This window comes from Ramlibacter sp. (assembly GCF_028291745.1).
Lineage (GTDB): Bacteria > Pseudomonadota > Gammaproteobacteria > Burkholderiales > Burkholderiaceae_C > Ramlibacter.
The window spans coordinates 23568-37573 of record NZ_JAQGNQ010000101.1; the positions used below are offsets into that span (position 1 = coordinate 23568).

The 14006-nt window shown below is 71.0% G+C and carries 10 protein-coding genes; all 10 read right to left on the bottom strand.

Translation table 11 applies throughout. From position 1 onward, the window contains the following. Positions 1-23 precede the first annotated feature (23 nt). Genes JWP60_RS18760 through JWP60_RS26790 form a run of 10 tightly spaced genes read right to left on the bottom strand, consistent with a single transcriptional unit; the run spans position 24 to position 14004 of the window. Positions 24-983, bottom strand: a complete 960-nt coding sequence (locus JWP60_RS18760) for a glycosyltransferase (RefSeq protein WP_299794804.1) — start codon at positions 981-983, stop codon at positions 24-26. A 3-nt stretch (positions 984-986) separates the two neighbouring features. After that, positions 987-1727, bottom strand: a complete 741-nt coding sequence (locus JWP60_RS18765) for an SDR family NAD(P)-dependent oxidoreductase (protein ID WP_299794805.1) — start codon at positions 1725-1727, stop codon at positions 987-989. Further along, on the bottom strand, positions 1724-3046 hold the full coding sequence (locus tag JWP60_RS18770; protein ID WP_299794807.1) for an FAD-binding oxidoreductase: 1323 nt from the start codon (positions 3044-3046) through the stop codon (positions 1724-1726). Before JWP60_RS18770 ends, JWP60_RS18765 begins: the two co-directional genes overlap by 4 nt. Then, positions 3031-4491 (bottom strand): UbiA family prenyltransferase, encoded by a 1461-nt coding sequence (locus JWP60_RS18775; protein WP_299794809.1) that lies wholly within the window; start codon positions 4489-4491, stop codon positions 3031-3033. The genes JWP60_RS18770 and JWP60_RS18775 overlap by 16 nt, the downstream gene beginning before the upstream one ends. After that, positions 4484-5479 carry a lysylphosphatidylglycerol synthase transmembrane domain-containing protein gene (locus tag JWP60_RS18780; RefSeq protein WP_299794811.1) on the bottom strand — a complete coding sequence of 332 codons (996 nt, stop codon included), beginning with the start codon at positions 5477-5479 and terminating at the stop codon, positions 4484-4486. The genes JWP60_RS18775 and JWP60_RS18780 overlap by 8 nt, the downstream gene beginning before the upstream one ends. A gap of 1 nt (position 5480) precedes the next feature. Then, positions 5481-5870 carry a GtrA family protein gene (locus JWP60_RS18785; RefSeq protein ID WP_299794813.1) on the bottom strand — a complete coding sequence of 130 codons (390 nt, stop codon included), beginning with the start codon at positions 5868-5870 and terminating at the stop codon, positions 5481-5483. 5 nt (positions 5871-5875) lie between these two features. Further along, a complete protein-coding gene (locus tag JWP60_RS18790; protein WP_299794815.1) occupies positions 5876-7201 on the bottom strand; it encodes an NAD(P)/FAD-dependent oxidoreductase in 1326 nt (441 codons plus the stop codon). After that, a complete protein-coding gene (locus JWP60_RS18795; RefSeq protein WP_299794817.1) occupies positions 7198-8139 on the bottom strand; it encodes an NAD-dependent epimerase/dehydratase family protein in 942 nt (313 codons plus the stop codon). Before JWP60_RS18795 ends, JWP60_RS18790 begins: the two co-directional genes overlap by 4 nt. Continuing rightward, positions 8136-10466, bottom strand: a complete 2331-nt coding sequence (locus tag JWP60_RS18800; RefSeq protein WP_299794819.1) for a hypothetical protein — start codon at positions 10464-10466, stop codon at positions 8136-8138. Before JWP60_RS18800 ends, JWP60_RS18795 begins: the two co-directional genes overlap by 4 nt. A gap of 4 nt (positions 10467-10470) precedes the next feature. Beyond that, positions 10471-14004 (bottom strand): glycosyltransferase, encoded by a 3534-nt coding sequence (locus JWP60_RS26790; protein ID WP_363320908.1) that lies wholly within the window; start codon positions 14002-14004, stop codon positions 10471-10473. Positions 14005-14006 lie beyond the last annotated feature (2 nt).

The following is a 14006-nucleotide window of genomic DNA, read 5'->3' on the forward strand; positions in this document are numbered from 1 at the left end:
ATCACTGCCGGGCACGGCACTCATCACATCCGCCGAAGCAGGCACGCAAGCCACAGCATCAGCTGCTCGCCGGGCTTTTGCCGGAACACGCCGCTGCGCCGCAGCCACACCGCCCGCTGCCAGGGCAGCAGCGCCTCGCGCGCGCGGGCAAAGGCCTGCAGCACCTCGCGGCTGTCGGCGGTGAGGGCGGCCGCGCGGTCGGCCATCGCTTTCACATGCAGCCAGTTCCATTCGCGGTAATCGCCGCGCAACAGGCGCCGCAGTCGCAGCATGCGGGCGCGCCAGCCGAGGTTGCTGCCCACCGCGTTGTTGCCATGCTGGCGATAGCGCACGAAAGCTTGCCGGTCGTAGTGCACGAAGCCGCCGGCGCCGCTCACCAGCTGGTAAGTCCACCAGTCGTGCGAGACCACCTCGGGCAGCGGGCCGTCGGTCAGCAACCTCGCAGTCGCGCGATTCAGGACCATCGTGTTGCCGCCCATGATGCTCTGGGCCATGGCGTTGCGAAAGGTGGGCGGCCGCTCGAACAGGGGCGAGAGGCCGGCCTCGCGATCCTCCTCGTCGACGGCGACGGTCCGGCCGCCATAGAGAGCCGGGCGGGCATCGTGCTCGTAGGGGGCGAGCACGGCCACGGCGGCCTGCAGCTTGCCCGGCAGCCAGACGTCGTCCTGGTCGCAGAAGGCGAACCAGGCCGCATCCGGGCAGCGCTGCACCGCATCGGCCAGCAGCACCAGGAAATTGCGCGCGGCGGAGCGCCGCGGCGGCGCCTGCAGCCAGTGCACTTGCGCGATCGCACCGGTGGCTTCGGCGGCCAGCGCGCGCAGGATCTCCAGCGTGCGATCGGTCGAGCCGTCATCGCCGACGTGCAGCACCACGCGCACGCCTTGCTGCGCGGCGATGCTGTGCCACTGCCGGGAAAGGAAGCGCTCGCCGTTGTAGGTGGCGAGCAGGACATGGACGATCGGAAGGCGCACCAGTTCAGGCATTTCTCACAGTTTCAGGCGCACGAACGCGCTTTCGGGGATCCAGCGGATCACGGTCATGATCCAGCGCCAGATGCCCGGGGTATAGACGACGCTCTGCCGGCGCGCGATGGCGCGCACGATCGCGCGCGCCACGTCGCGCGGATCGGCCAGCCGACCCGGGCGCGCCAGCTGCCGCGCCATCGGGGTGTCCGTCGGGCCGGGCTTGAGCAGCACCACGGCCACGCCGGCCGCATGCAGCCGGTTGCGCAGCCCCTGGCAATAGCGTTCGACGAAGCCCTTGCTGGCGCCGTACACGTAGTTGGACTGGCGCCCGCGATCGCCCGCCACCGAGCCGATCACCGCGATCGTGCCGCGCTGGCGCGCCTCGAACAGGGCCGCCGCCGCCTCGCACAGCTGCGCCACCGACAGCGCATTGATCTCGATAGCCGCGCGCAGCACCGCGGGATCGCGCTGCGCCGCCGCCTGGTCCGGCAGCCAGCCGTGCGCCACCAGCAGCAGGTCGAAGCCACCGGCGCGCGCGTCCTCGTCGGCGATGGTCTGGCGCGCGGCGAGGTCGTCGGCGAGGTCCAGCACCACGGTGCGCACCCGCTCGGGCGCATCCGCCAGCACGCGCAGGTCGGCGGCCACCGGTTCGAGTCGGTCGGCGCTGCGGCCGCACAGCACCAGGGCATGGCCATCGCGTGCCCACAGGCGGGCACATTCGTGGGCGATGCGCGAGCTCGCGCCGTAGATCAGGATCTTCATGCAGCTTCCATGCGGCGGGCAAAGCCCGAGGACACCCCGGCGTCGCGCCAGCGCTGGAACTCGCCCCAGCGCGGATAGGCCGAGCGAAACAACGCTGGCGAGCCGACCGCATCCTTGGCCGGATAGAGCGCGCCGCCGGCTGCCGCCACGCAGGCATCGAGTTGCGTGAACAGCGAGCGCACGCGTGGCGTGTCGGGGAAATCGAGGGCCAGCGTCAGGCCGGCGCGGGCGAAGGACAGCAGGCCGCGGGGCGGGCGCGCGCCAAAGGTCTTGAGCACCGCGAGGAAGGAGCCGGAGCCCGCCGCGCGCAGCAGCCGCAGCAGCTCGCGCACGCCCGTCTCGGCGGACTGCGGCGGCAGCACGCACTGGTACTGCAACAGCCCGCGCGGCCCGTAGATGCGGTTCCAGTTGGCGAGCCGGTCGAGCGGCCAGAAGTAGTCCCACACGGACTGCAGCAGCTCGGCACGGTCCGGCGCCCGGTGGAAGTAGGCGCTGTTGAAGGCGCGCAGGCTGAGCGGATTGACCAGCGAGAACGGCGGTGTCAGTGGCACGCCCGCGCGACGCGGCGGCGGCGGGAAGCGCGGCGCCGCGTCGGGTGCCGCATCGGCGTGGTCGCCCGCCAGCAGCACGCCACGCAAGGCATCGGCACCGGAAAGGCAATCGATCCAGGCGACGGCGTATTCGTGCTTCGCTTCCGCCTGCGCGTTGAGCGCGAAGAAGGCATCGAGGCCGCGAAAGCGCTGCACGGCCACGCGCATCCAGCCGCTCGCCACCGGGCGCAGTTGCAGCCGCACGCGCGTGATCAATCCGGTGAGGCCGAGGCCGCCGACGGTCGCCTCGAACCACTGCGGGTTCTCGTCGGGGGAACATTCGAGCGCGCTGCCATCGCTGCGCTTGAGCGTGAGTCCCAGCACGTGATCGCCGAAGCTTCCCATGGCGTGATGGTTCTTGCCATGCACGTCGTTGGCAACCGCGCCACCGACAGTCACCTGCAGCGTCCCGGGAACGACGGCCGGAAACCAGCCGCGCGGCAGCAGGTCTTCGACGAGGCGCGCGAGCGGCAGGCCGGCCTCGCATTCGAGCACGCCGGTGGCGGCGTCGAAAGCAAGGTAGCGATCCAGCCAGCGCGTGCACACCAGCGTATGGCCCGCGTTCAGGGCGACGTCGCCATAGCTGCGCCCGAGGCCATGCGCGAGCCAGCTGTCGTCCGCCGGCAAGCGCACTTCGGCCAGCGAAGCGGGCTGCAGCACGCGATGCGCAAAGGGACCCGGCAAGCCCCAGGAACGCACCGGCGTGTGCGCGGTCACAGCGCCGCCCATGCGAGGATCGCCGCCATCGCCACCAGCAACAGCGATGCGCGATCGCGCGCCACGAACACGATGGGGTCGTCGTGCATCGCGCCGCGGCCGGCGACGAGCCACAGGCGGCCGAGGCCGACGATGATCAGCGGTGACAGGCCCCACAGGAATTCGGGATGGGCATAGCGCATGCGCCCCGCCTCGCTGTCCACATAGAGCGCCATCACCAGCGACGCCAGCAGGCCGGCGCCGCAGCCCAGCGCCATCACGACCGGCATGTCCTCGACCCGGTAGGCGCGGCCGGACAGCGCGGTGCGCTGCTCCTGCCGCATCGCGCTCAGTTCGGCGAAGCGCTTGACCAGCGCGAGCGAGAGGAAGCCATAGGCGCACAGCGACAGCAGCCAGGAGGACAGGGGCAGCGACGAGGCCACGGCCCCGCCGACCACCCGCACCGAATACAGGCCGGCCAGCGCCACCACGTCGAGAAAGAGCTTCTGCTTCAGCCACAGCGAATAGAGGGTCGTCAGCGCCGCGTACGACAGCAGCACCAGGGCGAAGCCCTGGCCCAGCGAGAGCGCCAGAGCAAGCCCGGCCGCCATCAGCAGCGGCGAGGCCAGCAGGGCCTGGGTCACGGGCAGCCGGCCGGCCGCAAACGCGCGCAGGCGCTTGCGCGGATGCGCCCGGTCGGCGTCGAGGTCGACGACGTCGTTGAACACGTAGACCGCCGAGGCGGCGAGGCCGAAACTCACCAGCGCGCCCAGCGTGCGCAGCAGCGAATCCGGGTCGTCGAGCGTGTGCGCTGCCAGCGGCGCCACGAAGACCAGCAGATTCTTGACCCACTGGTACAGGCGCAGCGCCCGGAGCCACAGCAACAGGCGCTGCCAGGGCGTCGGGGCCGGATCGAACTGCGCCAGCACGGGCGCCAGCCGTGCAGCCGCGCGCGCCACTCGCGCGCTGGCGCCGACCACCACGATGCCGCCGCTCGCGCTCCAGACCGGCAGGTCGGCATGGTCGTTGCCCGCATAGTCGAAGCCGTGCTCCCCGAAGGCGGCGCTCAGCGCCCGCGCCTTCGCCCTGGCCGAAAGATTCACGTCGCCGGTGGCGAACACGCCGGCGAACAGGCCCAGGTGCGCCGCCACCGCGTCGGCGATCGAGCGGTGCGCCGCAGTGGCGAGGTACAGCGGTCGGTGGCCGGCCTGCACCCGCAGCCACGCGAGGAAGTCCTGCCGATACGGCAGCCGGGCCGCATCGAGCGGCTGGCGCGCGGCGATCTCGCGCTTCAGCCGCGCCTTGCCTCCGAGCAGCCACCACAGCGTCGCCAGCAGCAGCCAGGGCGCGCGCTTGAGCAGCGCAATCGCGCCTTCGACCAGCGTATCGCCGCACACGAGCGTGCCGTCCAGGTCGACGCAGAGCGGCGTGGTGCGCAGTGCCAGGTCGGCCGGTGCGAGTCCCTGCGCCCTATCCATGACGCACCCTTCCGGCCACGGCCAGGCCACCCGCGCCCAGCAGCAGGCCGAACCAGAAGGTGACGGCGCGCAAGCACAATGCCGCGGCCAGGGCACTGGCCGTTGGCACGTCATGGCTGCCCAGCATCACGACCAGCGCGATCTCCATCGCGCCGATCCCGCCGGGAATGAAGCTCGCTGCACCGGCCAGCGTCGCCGAGGCGAAGATCGAAGCGGCGACCCAGGGGCTGAGGCCGGGCGCCACCTGGGCCACCATGCCGGCAAAGGTCGCGGCCTGCAGGCCGTAGGCCAGCAGCGACAGCACGATCGAGGGCAGTGCGATCGCCGGACGCCACAGCCGCGGGAAGTCGCCGCCGGCCCGGGACAACCAGTCGGCCACGCGCTGCAGTCGCTGCCGCCGCGCGAGCAGGGCGATCAGGCGCGGCCACAACGGGCTGCGCGCCAGCAGGCTCAGTGCAATGGGAGCAAGCGCCACGGCCAGCAGCAGCCAACCCCAGCGCAGGACCGCCGGGTCGCGCCAGCCGAGGTAGCCCGCCGTGGCGAACAGCGCGATAAGCACCACGGCATGCACGTCCGAGATCCGGTCGACCACGAAGGCCGCGAGGCTGGTGCCCACCGCCACGCCGTGCCGGACCAGGAACGCGCTGCGCACCGTCTCGCCGAGCTTGCCCGGCGTGAGGCTCAGGCCGATGCCGGCCAGGTAGATCGCACTGCCGGCCAGTGCTGGCACCACCGCCCCGGTGGCGCGCAGCACGAAGTGCCAGCGCAAGGCCCGCAGCGCGAAGTTGAGGGTGGTGAGCGCCGCACCCAGCAGCATCCAGCGCGCGCCGATGCGGCGGGCCGAGGCCAGCGTGTCCTGCCCGCCGACCGCCCATGCGATGGCCAGGTAGACGCCAACCACCAGCAGCAGCCACAGCGCCAGGCGGGCGCCGCGCGGCGCGCCGGTGGCGGCGAGCGGCTGGTTGCGGGGCGGGGCGGCAGCGGTCATTTCAGGAACGGAAGGTGGCGTGGCGGTGGCCAAGGAAACTGGTGAAGACGGGCACGGCCACGCCCGCGAGGTGGGCCAGGGCTTCGGCGCGATCTGCATCCACGAGCGAGAGCAGCCAACGCGCGAGCAGCAGGCTGACCAGCAAGGTTTGCAGCAGCGCCAGGGCATTCACGGCCAGGAAGCGCGCGATTTGCGGCGCCATCGGCTGGCCGCCGGCGAAGAACACATAGCGCCGCATCAGCGCGAACGCCACGATCATGCCCACTGCATAAGCGCAGGCGATGGCCGCCGGATAAGGCAGCCAGGCACTGAAGACGAAGCGCGAGCCGTAGTTGGCCGCGGCCGCGACCCCGCCAGCCAGCAGGAAACGAAAGAACTGGGCACCGGGCATGGCCATCATTCCTGCAGTGTCCGCGCAGCGCGCGCCAGGCCGGCGAGTTGCTGGCCGAGGCGCATGCTTTCGTTGATCGACCGGTCCTCCGGGTAGTAGTGCGAAGTGTCGGCCAGGAACAGGCCAGGCAGCGCGCTGCGCATCGGCGGCAGCGCCTCGTGGAAGCCGGGCGAGCAGACCGTCTGCGCGAACTCGTAGCGGGAAGCCATGCTGTCCACCACCTCGGAGGGATCCCAGTCGGGGCGCATCACCTGCATCGCGGCGATGGTCTCCTGCACGAACTCGGGGAAGGGACGCTGGTACTTGGGATGACCCTGCGGCATGTAGAAGGGCGCGTAGACGATGGTCGCGCCCAGCGGATTGAGGTTGCTGTACTCGATCAGGCCCGGGATCTCGATGCGGGGGTCGTTGATGTTGGTCCAGAAGTTGCGCGTGAACGGGCGCTTCAGTTTCAGCAGCACGCAGACGACACCGACGTTGCGGATCGCCTCGATCTGCTGCCGCTCGCGCGCGGGCAGGGCCGGCACCAGCCGCGCGACGTAAGGCAGCGGAATGGTGGAGACCACCTGGTCGAAGGGCTGCAGCTCGCCGGCCACGCGCACGCCGCTGACGCGCTCCCGGCCCTGCGCATCCGGAGTCGAGACGATCTCCTGCACCGCTGCAGCCAGTGCGATGCGGCCACCGAGTTCGCCGATGCGCCGGGCCACTGCGGCGATCAGGACCTCGGAGCCGCCCTCGAGGTAGCCCAGGCGCTCCTGGAAAATGCTCTTGCGCGAGCGCGCCACCCGCTGGATGCGCGTGCCCAGCCAGGCCGCCGAGAGGCTGTCCTGGTGTTCGTAGAACTTGTAGTGAAAGAGCGGCTTCCACATCACATCGTAGGCGTGCTGGCCGATCGAGCGCTGCAGCCATTCGGTGGCGGAAAAGGCGTCGTAGGGGCGCCAGTCGCGCACGCCCTTGGCGCGCATGACGTGCAGCGCGTAGCGCGCCTTCTCGACCAGGTTCAGGCCGGGGAAACGCAGCAGCGCGAGTGGGTGGCCCCAGTCGTACAGCTGGCCGCGAAAGTAGAAGCCCATGTGGGTGTCGACCCACTTCAGCCGGTCCGCCAGGCCGAAGTCGCGCAGCCAGGCAAAGGTGGTCTCGTCCGGGCCGCACACGAAATGGTAGTAGCGCTCGATCTGCACGCCGCCGAAATCGACGGCCGCCGTCATGCCGCCGATGCGCGCATCGCGCTCGAACACGGTGACGCTGTCGCCGGAGCGCGCCAGCTCGTAGGCGACCGCCAGGCCCATGGGCCCGGCGCCGATCACGGCGACTTTGCGCGGGCTGCTCATGTCCGCTCCACCGCGTACTGCGCGTACACGGGATCGGTGAAGGTCTCGCGCAGGCCCGCCGCCACCGGCGTCGGCTCGAAGCCGAAGGTGCTGCGCATGTCAACCCCGCGGAAGTCGTCGCCCGCGGTCAAGGCCTTCAGCTGCGCCGCGGTGAAGGGCGGCTGGCGGGTGAACAGACCGTAGGCGCGCAGCAGCGCCGCGAACACCGGCCGCGGCAGGTGCACGATCGGCGTGCGCAGGCCCTTCACGTGGCGGATGGTGCGGATGATGTCGACGTAGTCGATGCGGTCCTGGCCCACCAGGTCGTACACCGCGCCGCGCGGGCGCTCGCGCAGGCACCATTCGATCGCGCGGCAGAAGTCGCGGTTGTACAGCGGCTGGCGCATGTAGCGGCCGTGGCCCGGGATGGGGAACACGGGCACGCGCTCCATGAAGCGCGCCAGCCAGCCGAAGTGCTTGGGGTCGAACCAGCCGTACATCAGCGTGGGCCGCAGGATGCAGCCGGCCACGCCACTGGCGACGAAGTCCGCCTCCTGCTGGCGCTTGGTGCGCGTGTAGTCGTCGTCGGCCAGCGAATTCACCACCGAGGAACTGACGTGCACGACCCACGGCACGCCGTACCGCTGCACCGCATCGAGCACGCGCTGCGTGGCCGTCACGTTGTTGCGCACGAAGGCCTGCGGCTCGAGGCCGCCGATCTGCGCATGCAGCATCACGACCGCGCTGGCACCCGCGAACTCCTGCTGCCAGTCGCCCGCTTCCGCCAGGTCCGCCAGCACCGTGCGCACGTCCGGATGCAGCCGTGCCAGCAGTGCGAGGTTGTTCTTCTGCTTGTCGATGGCCACCAGCTCGCGGTAACCCAGCTCGCGCAGCAGGATCGTGAGGTTCTGGCCGACCAGGCCGGCCGCGCCCGTGAGGATCACCTTGCCTTGCATCACTGCGCTCCGCTCAGCACGCCGGGCACGTCGATGCGCGGGCAGGTCTTGATGTGCCCCTGGTCCTCGTAGCCGAGGGTGAGGTGGAAGGCGCCGCGCAGGGCCGCCACGCTGCCGCTGGCCTCGAAGCCCGAGCCTGCCAGCGCCGGATTGCCGAAATGCCCGGCGACATCGGGGCGTTGCGTGCGCTGCGCCGGGATCAGGAAGTGCCGGCCCGCCGCATCGGTCAGCACGAGGAAGACCTGAGCCGGCGACTGGCCCTGCGCCGTCGCCAGCCAGCCGTGCGCCATGATCATGCGGCCGGCGGAGAAGGGCTGGTCGGCGCCCACGCCATTGAGGATGTCCATGCTGGCCATGCAGCCGGGGGCCGGCTGCACCACGCCCTCGGCGGCCGCGCGCGCGGGTTCCTGCTGCGCGTACAGGCGCAGCGCGGTCGGATCGGGCGGCAGCCGCAGCCCGCGAAATTCGATGGTGTAGCTGGCGTTCCACATCGACGGGTTGCGCGCGGTGACGGCCAGCGACCGCACGCCCTTGTAATTCAGTTGCTCCGGACCGGCATAGAGTAATCCGAAGTCGGCTGCGTTCTCCACCAGCGGGGACAGCAGCAGGCCCGCGCGCGCCATGCCGGCAATCAGCCGATATTTGCGTCGCGTGCCGTCCGCCATTTGCAGCTGCACGTCCAGCTGGGAAGGCTTGTAGAAGAGGCCCGAAACGGCGCCAAGCGTGCTTGGACGCAGGTCGAAGCGCACGAAAGCGGCGCAATCCCCGGCAGGCAGGTTCACGGTCTCGCCCAGCGCATGCCGCAAACGCTGCGTGCCGCAGTCGGCCAGCGTGCGCGGCGCCGCGCGCTTGCGCAGCAGCAGGGCGTCGCCCTTCAGGTCCGCGGGCTCGTAGCGCGCCAGCAGCTCGGGCCAGCTCGGGCCGTCTTCCAGGGGCGGCAGGCGGCCGTCGATGGCCTCCACCCGGAATACCACCTGGTCGGGCGCCCGCGGGCCTGCCAGGTGCTGGCGATCGCGTTCGGCCAGGTCGGGCGTGTAGGCCGAATAGCTCTGGAGCACCGGCCGCGGGCTCCACTGGTTGCCGGGGGCGATCACTTCGATCTGCTGGTGCGAATAGACGTCGGTGCTGCCCGCCAGCCGGCCGAAGGCGGAGCGCGCGGCCAGGCGCTGCAGCGTGGCCTGGTAGTCGGCGGCCAGGCTGTCGGGGGCGGTCATGCGCCGGTGCAGGCCCTGCCAGGCCTCAGCGTAGGTGCGCCACGCCTGCGCCGCAAAGCGGGCGGGGGTGGTGTCGAAGTAACGGTGGTCGATCTCACCCGAGGCCAGCAGCACCAGCGCGAGGGTCACGGTGTTGCCGACGCGGTGCACGGGCCAGGGCAGGATGCAGCACGCCAGCAGCAGGAACAGGCCGGCCATGCCGGCATGCGCATCGTGCCGCACGAAGCCGGACTTGAATGCGAGGAACAGGCCGGCCGCGAACATCAGCAGCAGGAGTGCGCGTTCGGCGCGGGGGGCGTCGCGCCGGGCCAGGGTCCACACCATCGCACCGGCGGCGAGCAGGAACAGGAGGATCTCCACGGGCTTGCCGGTGGAACTCATGGCCTCGGTGTAGCCGGCCACGATCGGCAGCATCGCGGCCAGGTAATCGCGCAAGCCGCTCCAGGGCTGGGCGGCCAGGTGCCAGGCGATCGCCCCGCCCACCACCGGCCCGAGCACGACGGCCAGCGCCGCCCACCATTGACGACGCACGCCGCACAGCGCGCAGGCCAGCGCAGCGATCAAGGCGGCGGGCGCCAGCATCGACCCCTTGACCAGCGGCAGCAGTCCCAGCGGCGCGAACAGCAGGAACAACGTGACGGCGATGGCGCCCTGGCCTTCCGGTGCAGCGCCCTCGTCGCTGCGACCCAGCTGCTCGCACAAGGCGCCCGCCGCGACCATGTAGAACATGTACAGCGCGTCCCGCGAATACATCAGGCCGGACAGGATCAGCAGCAGTGCCACCCGCGCGCGCCAGCCTCTGCGCAGCAGCAGCGACAGCACTGCGGCCAGTGCGACGGCAAGCACGACCGAGGCCCACACCATCCGCGCATCGGTGGCCGGATGGAACATGTGCGAGTACACGGCCGCATAGGGGCCGAAGGTGAAGACCAGGTCGCGACCGAACACCAGGCCCTGTGCTACCGCCTGGTTCATGGCCAGTTCCCAGGACAGGTCCAGGCCCTCGCCCGGCATGCCGGGCAAGAAGGGAACCAGCGCGCAAAGCGAGGCCAGCAGGAAGGCAAGCGCCCAGGGGAGCGAGACCCGCAGGCGACGCGGGGACAGCCGTTCGCTCATGGCCTCACCCGTTCTGCGGCGCCATCTGCGCGGGCGGCTCGCTGGCTGCAGCCACGGATGTAGTGAGCGCCGGCGGCAGCCGCGGGGGCCAGGCGAAGCTGAAGTCCTCGAACGAGAGCGTGAGGTTCGGGCTGTAGGCCGGGTCGTTCCGCAGCTGCTCGCCCCAGCGCTCGTTCATCGTCTGCACCTCGTGGGCGAAGCGGGCCTGCTTTTGCGGCGTGTCGTCCAGGCCGCGCGTGGCCGACTCGTGGTGATACAGCTCCGCGAACGGCGTCCACACGTTGCGCAAGCCGGCGGCGCGCACGCGCAGGCAGAAGTCGACGTCGTTGAAGGCAACGGCCAGTTGCTCTTCGTCGAGCCCGCCGACCTGCTGGTAGATGGCCTTGCGCACCACCAGGCAGGCGGCAGTCACCGCCGAAAAGGATTGCAGCGAGCACGCCCGCCCGAAGTAGCCATAGGCCTTGCGCGGCAGGTTCTTGTGCGCGTGGCCGGCAATGCCGCCCACGCCCAGCACCACGCCCGCATGCTGCAGCGTGCCGTTGGGATAGAGCAGGCGCGCGCCCACGACACCCACATCGGGTTGCACTGCCAGCGCCACCATCTCGGACAGCCAGTCGGGCGAGATCACTTCCAGGTCGTTGTTCAACAGGCCCACCAGCTCGCCGCCGGCCAGCTGCACGGCCGCATTGTTCAAGGCCGAATAGTTGAACGGACGGTCGTCGCGCAGCACGCGCACCTTGGCTTGCGAGCGCAACTTTTCCAGGTACTTCAGGGTGGCCGGATCGTCGGAGCCGTTGTCCACCACGATGATCTCGTAGTGCGCGTAGGCCGTCTTGCGCAGGATGCTCTCGACGCACCGCCGCAGCAGGCGCACGCCGTTGCGGGTCGGGATCACCAGGCTCACCAGCGGCGGCTGCGCCGGCAGGGCGTACTGCACGCGCAAGCCGGATGGCAGCTGGCTCACGGTGGCGTCCACCCCGCGCCGTTGCAGGTGCTGCTGCAGCGCGCGCAAGCCGGCCGCAGCGGCATAGGGCTTGGCCGCGGGCGACTGCGCCGTGCTCTCGCCGTGCATGCGCCAGTGGTACAGGATGCGCGGAATGTGGTGCACCTGGTCGGGCGCGATGTGCTCGACGCAGCGCAACGCCAGGTCGTAGTCCTGCGCGCCTTCGAGTCCGACCGTGAAGCCGCCCACCTGCCGCACCAGGTCCGCGTGGTACACGCCCAGGTGCGTGACCAGGTTGTGCGTGTAGAACAGGTCGAGGTTCCAGTCGCACTTGAAGTAGGGCGTGACGCGCTGGCCCTCGGCGCTGACCTTGTCCTCGTCGGAGTAGATCAGCCGCGCACGCGGGTTTCGGGCGATGGCATCGGCCACCCAGAACAGGGTGCCTTCCGCCAGCAGGTCGTCGTGGTCGAGCAGCGCGATCCATTCGCCGCTGGCGATCTCCAGTGCCGCATTCGAGGCCACCGAGATGTGGCCGTTGCGCTCCAGCAGGCGCAGCTTGATTCGCGGGTCGGCCGCTGCTTCGCGCTGCAGGATCTCGCGCACTTCGGGCCGGGTCGAGGCATCGTCGGCGATGCACAGCTCCCAGTGCTCGTACACCTGCGCCCGCACCGAGGCGATCGCCTCCCGCAGCCAGCCCGGCTGCGAGTTGTACGTCGGCATCACGATGGAGATGAGGGGCCGCACGGGCAGCGCCGCGGCCTGTGCCCGCAGGCGGGCGCGGCTCTCGGGCGTCGGCTGGTCGTAGCGCCGCACCCACTCCTGGTAGTCGTTGCGGTCGGGCGGCGTCTCGGGGTCGAGGCGGGCCGTGGCCGTGCGATGGGGCGCATAGAGCCAGGCAGTGCGGCGGCGCACGCCGCCCCAGCCTTCGTTGGCCGCAATGCGCCAGGCTGCGGCGGCAAAGCCCCGGGCGCCCCCCTTTTGCCGCACCAGGGTCTGCACGCGCCTGGCCATGCCCATGGCCTGCCGGGCGCGGACCGACGCAACCCGCAGCAGGCGGGGAGTGCCGCTGGCGACGCTTTCGTCGACACGGCCAAGCGCCTGCGCGTACTGCTCGGCGACGTGCTCCAGCCGCAGCACGGCCGCGTCGCGTTCGCGCAGCGTGGCGTGCAGCGACTGCGCCTCGCGTTCGAGTTCCTCGTTGCGTTCGCGCACGGCCCGCAGCTCGCGGGCAGTGGCGCCGGATTGCAGCGCCTCGAGACGACGCTGGGCCTGTGCGCAGAGCTGCTGGTGCGCCTGCAGCAGGGCGCGCGCATCCATCGCCAACGGCAACGCCGGTGCGGCGGCGAGCTGCCCCAATCGTTGCGCCAGCAAGGATGCCGGTGGGGTCTCCTGCGTGGCGGATCCCCAGAGGCGTTGCGCGGCCTGCGGGTCGAAGCCGCGCACCGCTTGCTCGTACACGGCCAGCAGCTTGGCGGCTTGCGCCTGCGGATCGAAGGCCGATTGCGCGAAGCGGCGGGCGCCCTCACCCAGCCTGCGTGCGAGCGCCGGATCGGCGAAGACCTGGCTGCATTTGCGCGCGATTTCCTCGGCCGTGCCCGTGTGCGTCAGCAGCACGTTCTCGCCGTCGGCCAGCAGGTGGGCGACGTTGGCATCGGGCAGCACCACCGGCTTGCCCATGGCCAGAAACTCGGGGAGCTTGCCCGGCAGCCGCAGGTCTTCGAAGGGATCGAGCTTGCCGGGTTGCACCAGCACGTCGGCCAGGGCCAGCAGGTCGGGCAAATCGGCACGGGGCAGCACGCCCAGGTCGGACACGGCCTCGCGCGCCTCGGGCGGCAGGTCGGGGAGGAAGTCCAGCGGGAACGGCCCGCTGCGCAGCAGCCGGCAGCGCTGGCCCTGCGCATTGAGCAGGCCCACCGCGCGGCAGAGCGTCTCGATGCCGGCGCGCGTATGGTCGTTCAGGCCACCGGGATAGACGATCACGCGCTCACGCGCGCCCACGCCGTACTGCCGGCGCAGGGCCGGGGATGCGGGGTGCGGCGCGAACGCCTGCAGGTCGACGCCCGGCAGCACCGTATGGCACGGCACCCAGGGCGGCACGTCGACCGCGAGCTTGTCCTGCAGCACCACCGCAGCGTCGGCCAGGCCGATGAAGTCGTGGAAGCGCAAGGGATGCGACAGCGCTGCGGGCAGGCGCGCGGCGATCTCGTCGTCGTGCAGCGGCAGCAGCGCCTCGGTGTCGCTCACGCCAAGCACCTGCTGTGCGATCCAGCCCTCGTTGTCTTCCAGGTACATCACGAGCGGCGCGGGATGGCGTGCGAGCCAGGCAGTGACGAAGCGGCGCACGTTCTCGCGCGGGGTCCAGGCGTGCACGACGTCCGCGGGGCGGCCGTCGGGGAAGAGTTGCTGCGGCGCGTCCAGCGCCTCCTGGTGCGAGACAACGCGGCCATGAAACGGGGCCGCTTCGGGCTGCTGGCCGTGCTGCGCCACGGCCACTGCGCACCGGTGCCCCGCGGCCGTGAGCTCGCGCGAGTGCAGCCCCAGCGGGACCGCACTGTTGCTCGCGAGATCGCCATAGAACGCGAACAGCACGTTCATGG

Excerpts from the sequence above, each read along its gene's own strand:
- JWP60_RS18770 (WP_299794807.1), bottom strand. The coding sequence starts at position 3,046 with ATGGGCGGCGCTGTGACCGCGCACACGCCGGTGCGTTCCTGGGGCTTG.
- JWP60_RS26790 (WP_363320908.1), bottom strand. The coding sequence starts at position 14,004 with ATGAACGTGCTGTTCGCGTTCTATGGCGATCTCGCGAGCAACAGTGCG.
- JWP60_RS18760 (WP_299794804.1), bottom strand. The coding sequence starts at position 983 with ATGCCTGAACTGGTGCGCCTTCCGATCGTCCATGTCCTGCTCGCCACC.
- JWP60_RS18775 (WP_299794809.1), bottom strand. The coding sequence starts at position 4,491 with ATGGATAGGGCGCAGGGACTCGCACCGGCCGACCTGGCACTGCGCACC.
- JWP60_RS18790 (WP_299794815.1), bottom strand. The coding sequence starts at position 7,201 with ATGAGCAGCCCGCGCAAAGTCGCCGTGATCGGCGCCGGGCCCATGGGC.
- JWP60_RS18800 (WP_299794819.1), bottom strand. The coding sequence starts at position 10,466 with ATGAGCGAACGGCTGTCCCCGCGTCGCCTGCGGGTCTCGCTCCCCTGG.
- JWP60_RS18785 (WP_299794813.1), bottom strand. The coding sequence starts at position 5,870 with ATGCCCGGTGCCCAGTTCTTTCGTTTCCTGCTGGCTGGCGGGGTCGCG.
- JWP60_RS18765 (WP_299794805.1), bottom strand. The coding sequence starts at position 1,727 with ATGAAGATCCTGATCTACGGCGCGAGCTCGCGCATCGCCCACGAATGT.
- JWP60_RS18780 (WP_299794811.1), bottom strand. The coding sequence starts at position 5,479 with ATGACCGCTGCCGCCCCGCCCCGCAACCAGCCGCTCGCCGCCACCGGC.